This window comes from Nostoc sp., assembly GCF_035638895.1.
Lineage (GTDB): Bacteria > Cyanobacteriota > Cyanobacteriia > Cyanobacteriales > Nostocaceae > Nostoc.
In genome coordinates this window covers 1-4,985 of sequence record NZ_DASQZC010000198.1, presented here as the reverse complement: position 1 = coordinate 4,985, position 4,985 = coordinate 1, and the positions used below count along the sequence as shown (strand labels likewise).

The 4,985-nt window shown below is 41.9% G+C and carries 3 protein-coding genes; all 3 read left to right on the top strand.

Annotated features, from left to right (window positions below; translation table 11 throughout):
* The first annotated feature begins 301 nt into the window (after positions 1-301).
* Positions 302-2,455 (top strand): hybrid sensor histidine kinase/response regulator, encoded by a 2,154-nt coding sequence (locus VE944_RS09670; protein ID WP_324975805.1) that lies wholly within the window; start codon positions 302-304, stop codon positions 2,453-2,455.
* Between the two features lie 504 nt (positions 2,456-2,959).
* Entirely contained in the window at positions 2,960-4,186 is a 1,227-nt protein-coding gene (locus tag VE944_RS09665; RefSeq protein ID WP_324975801.1) for a tetratricopeptide repeat protein, read from the top strand.
* An 88-nt stretch (positions 4,187-4,274) separates the two neighbouring features.
* Positions 4,275-4,985, top strand: a 711-nt coding sequence (gene cobA / locus VE944_RS09660) for a uroporphyrinogen-III C-methyltransferase (RefSeq protein WP_324975799.1), incomplete at its 3' end; no start/stop codon positions are given.

The following is a 4,985-nucleotide window of genomic DNA, read 5'->3' as shown; positions in this document are numbered from 1 at the left end:
CAATCCCCAGTCCCTTACCTTTACGAGTGATTCAGAAATCAAAGACGCTCGATAGCGCAGCGTTAGCGACGCAGGAGCGTCTGACTCGCTACCGCTTCTCCCAAGGGGAGACGCTACGCGAACGCTATCGGATTGCTATAGCTTAACTATTTATTAAAGCCATTGTTTTAATGAATTTACTCATTCTCTTATTCCTATCCTCAGACAGGATAATATTAAATTTAAAATGTGCGAACAACTTGGGCTAATTAAAAAATAAATTTATTAGTAATTGCTATAAATTCAAAAAAATTAAGTGTTTATGTCAGAGATAATATCAGGATTATGGACTAATTTTTTTACATCAGGATCATTTATTCCACATGGGCACTGCTATCTATGGCAAACAAATTTAGTTTGGTTACACATATTATCTGATGGATTCATTGCACTAGCTTATTACTCGATTCCAGCTACACTCTTCTACTTTGTCCGCAAGCGGCAGGATTTGCCCTTTGATTGGATTTTTCTGCTGTTTAGTGCATTTATCGTAGCTTGCGGCACAACTCATTTAATAGAGATTTGGACGCTTTGGCATCCAACCTATTGGGTGTCGGGGTTTGTCAAAGCAATAACTGCAATGATATCTGTAGTTACAGCAGTACAACTTATACCTCTAGTTCCTCAAGCACTGGCACTTCCTAGCCCTGGTCAACTAGAACAAGCAAACCAAGAACTTCAAACACAAATAGCCGAACGCTTACGGGTAGAGGAGGAACTCCGAAAATACCAGAATCACCTCGAAGAAATGGTTGCTGTTCGCACCAATGAAATTAGCAAAACTAATGAGCAATTACAACAAGAAATCCTTGAACGCCAACGCATCTTAGAAGTTCTTCGGCAAAGCGAAGAACGCTACCGTTATTTGGCTGAGGCAATTCCTCAACTTGTATGGACAACTAATGCTAACGGTGAATGTGATTATTTTAATCAAAATTGGTGCGAATACACTGGGCTAACATTAGAGCAATCCTTGGGTTCTGGTTGGTTGGCTGCATTGCATCCAGATGATATCCAAAGTGCTGATGAAGTTTGGTCTAATGCTGTAAAAAATAGCACTATATATAATAATGAATATCGCTTTAAACGGGCTTCTGATGGCTCCTATCGCTGGCAGTTAGCGCGAGGTTTACCACTTAAAGATGAACAAGGTATTGTAGTAAAGTGGTTTGGAACATGTACAGATATCCACGAACAAAAACAAATACTTGAAGAACGGGCACACCTGCTGGAATTAGAACAAGTAGCACGAGCTAAAGCAGAAACAGCTAATCGAATTAAAGATGAATTTTTGGCCGTCCTTTCTCACGAACTACGCACTCCACTAAACGCAATTCTCGGCTGGTCAAAGTTGTTGCAAACTGGCAGGTTAAACCAAACGAAGACATCTGAAGCATTAGCCACAATCGAGCGGAATGCTAACTTACAGGTTCAACTTATTGAAGACTTGCTGGATATCTCCAGAATTTTACAGGGCAAACTGACACTAGATATTACGAAGATTAATCTAGAGTCTACGATATTGTCTGCACTACAGACAATGCGTTTAGCAGCAGAAGCAAAATTGATTGAGGTAAGTACAGTATTTGAACCCTTTATAGGGGAAGTTACAGGCGACTCTACTCGTTTACAGCAAGTCGTCTGGAATCTCCTTTCTAACGCTGTCAAATTTACACCCAAGGGAGGAAAAATACAAGTGCGACTAAAGCAAGCTGATGGCTATGCTCAAATCATAGTTAGCGATACAGGTAAGGGAATTAGCGCTGAGTTTTTGCCATTCGTGTTTGATTACTTCCGCCAAGCAGATAGCACCTCTACGAGAAATTTTGGTGGATTAGGACTGGGATTGGCAATTGTGCGTAATATCATCGAGATACATGGCGGCATTGTCAAAGCAGATAGCCACGGTGAAAACAAAGGGGCAACATTTACTGTTAGTTTGCCGCTTCTGCAAGATGAAAGCCCAAGCCTGACGGATGAACAAAACTACCCTGTATTATTAACTCCTAAGTCTTTACCTCTCGCTGGTGTTCGGGTTTTAGTTGTCGATGATGATGCTGATTCCCTAGATTTTGCTGCTTTTGTATTAGAGCAAGATGGGGCTTTTGTTATGGCTTTATCTTCGCCTTATGAAGCATTACAAACCTTAGCAGAGGTAAAGCCAGATGTGTTGGTCAGCGATATTAGTATGCCCGATATGAATGGCTATATGTTAATACGGAAAGTGAGAAGTTGGACACCAGAGCAAGGTGGACAAATTCCAGCAATTGCCTTGACGGCTTTTGCTAGAAATGAAGACCAGCAAGAAGCACTAAAAGCTGGGTTTCAGATGCATTTACGTAAGCCTTTTAACCCAGAAGAATTAATTGCAGCCATTGCTAAACTTGTTGAAGAAAACGTGTCAGCAATTAACTAAAAAAGGACTTTTTACTTTTAATAAAACCTCAGCTATTATGTACAAATCGACACTTTTATGTGAGTAGACTTGTATCAAGTTAGGTTAATCACTTATAATTCCTGCTATAACTCCGCCAACGGTACGTTTTTACTCCCCTCCTAGCAAGCCTACTCTATATACACAAGTCGAAAAATTCTCTAGCCACATTTTTGTCAGAGTGAAATTCTCACACTCACCGATATCCCGCCCTGAACTTCAGTTCAGGGCTGATAGCGAAAGTCCACTCAAGTGGACTGAATTGATCATTTAGTCCACTCAAGTGGACAGTGGCTCTGAGACTCGGAATTCATTCCGAGGCGGGATAGAAACGCAGTGTGAGATTTATTAATAAAGATATGGCTGTGCGGCAAGACTTGTGTGGTATGGCGTAGCCCTGCAAGCAGGGAGAGGCAGGGATGTTTTTATGATGGCGATTAGCCGCACTCGATATTACACGTAAACCAAGCAGGTAAAGTAATAAAAATGCTGAAAAACAAGAATCTCCTGGTAGCAGCTATTATCTGCTTGTGTTTGAGTAATGGGAATAGTGTCTTTGGTAAAAATGTTGGAGTTGTTTTATCAAAAATTCATGATGCACAGTCCGTAGTTCCTCAGAGCAAAAACGCAGTTGCTAACTTTGAGCAAGGAACCAATCTCTATAAACAACGAGATTTCAAAGGAGCTGAGGCGGCTTTTCGGAAAGCAATTGAACTAGAACCGAACTTTGCCCAAGCTTATATTGCTTTGGCAAATACTCTCGACGATCAAGGTAAACCACAAGAAGCGATCGCACATTACAAAAAAGCCATTAGCCTCGATGCTAAAAACTCTGGAGCCTACTTCAATTTGGGGTTGACTTTAGCAAGACTCAATCAATTAGAAGCTGCGATCGCACAATATAAAAAAGCTATCAGCCTTGAACCAAACTATGCAGACGCTCACTATAACTTAGGAAATGCTCTCTACGCTCAAGGCAAGTTAACAGAAGCAGTCACCGAATATACAGCAGCTATTCGCCTCAAACCCAGTTATGCGCCAACTTACACGCGTCTGGGAAATGCTCTGTACGATCAAGGTGAGCTAGCAGAAGCAGTTACTCAGTACAAAAAATCCATTAGCTTTGATCCCAAGTATGCAGACGCTCACTATTATTTAGGGAACGCCTTGTATGCTATAGGATTGCCAATAGAAGCAATCGCCGAATATACAGCAGCCATTCGCCTCGATCCAAAAAATCCCGCAGGTTACAACGCTTTAGGAAATACTTTGTACGCTCAAGGCAAACTAGAAGAAGCGATCGCATATTACCAAAAAGCCATAAGCTTCAATCCTAACTATGCAGACGCTCACTATAATTTAGCAAGCGCTTTTTACGCTCAAGGCAAGCTAGCAGAAGCAATTGCAGATTATACCGAAGCGATTCGCCTCGATCCTAAACATGCACAAGCTTACACGGGTTTGGGAAATGCGATGGACGATCAAGGTAAACCACAAGAAGCGATCGCACATTACAAAAAAGCCATTAGCCTTGTACCCAACGATGCATTCACTTACTATAATTTGGGGATCACTTTGGGAAGAGAACAACAGCTAGAAGAAGCGATCATTAATCTCAAAAAAGCCAGAGAGTTATTCCAAGCTGAGGAAAATAAAGAGATGGTTGAGCAAGTTGATCAGCTAATCGAAAAAATGAATATCCGAATGAATTGAATAATGGGGATTGGGGACTGGGGACTGGGGATTGGGGACTAGGAAAGAAGCACAGGAAGAAGAACTATTGACTAATGACTAATGACTAATGACTAAGACTCAAGAAAAGGGTAAAGTCTATCTCGTAGGTGCTGGGCCTGGAGATGTGGCATACCTGACGGTAAAAGCTTACAATCTCTTAGCTACTGCTCAGGTTTTAGTCTACGATGCCCTGGTAGATGCTCAATTGTTGCAGTGCGTACCATCTGATTGTTTGAAGTTAGATGTTGGGAAACGCGGTGGAAAACCCAGTACAACCCAAGCAGAGATTAACAAGTTACTGGTAAAGCATTCCCAGCAAGGGAAACAAGTTGTACGGCTCAAATCAGGCGATCCGTTGATTTTTGGGCGTTGTACTTCCGAAATTGAAGCACTCAAAGCATCTGGTTGTGATTTTGAACTAGTACCAGGAATTTCCTCAGTCCTTGCAGCACCTTTGTTAGCAGGAATTCCCCTCACAGATCCGGTGTTGAGTCGCACTTTTGCAGTGCTTACAGCTCATGAACCAGAAGTTTTAGACTGGGAGGCACTCTCACGACTAGAGACATTGGTAATTTTGATGGGAGGGCAACATTTGCCACAAATTGTACATCAACTGGTGCGACACGGGCGATCGCATTTAACACCCATTGCCATCATTCGTTGGGCAGGAACTCCTCGTCAACAAATTTGGACAGCGCAACTGGGCAATATTGTCGAACAAACCACCGAATTATCCCTTTCTCCAGCAGTAATTGTTATTGGCGAAGTTGTTGGGCTA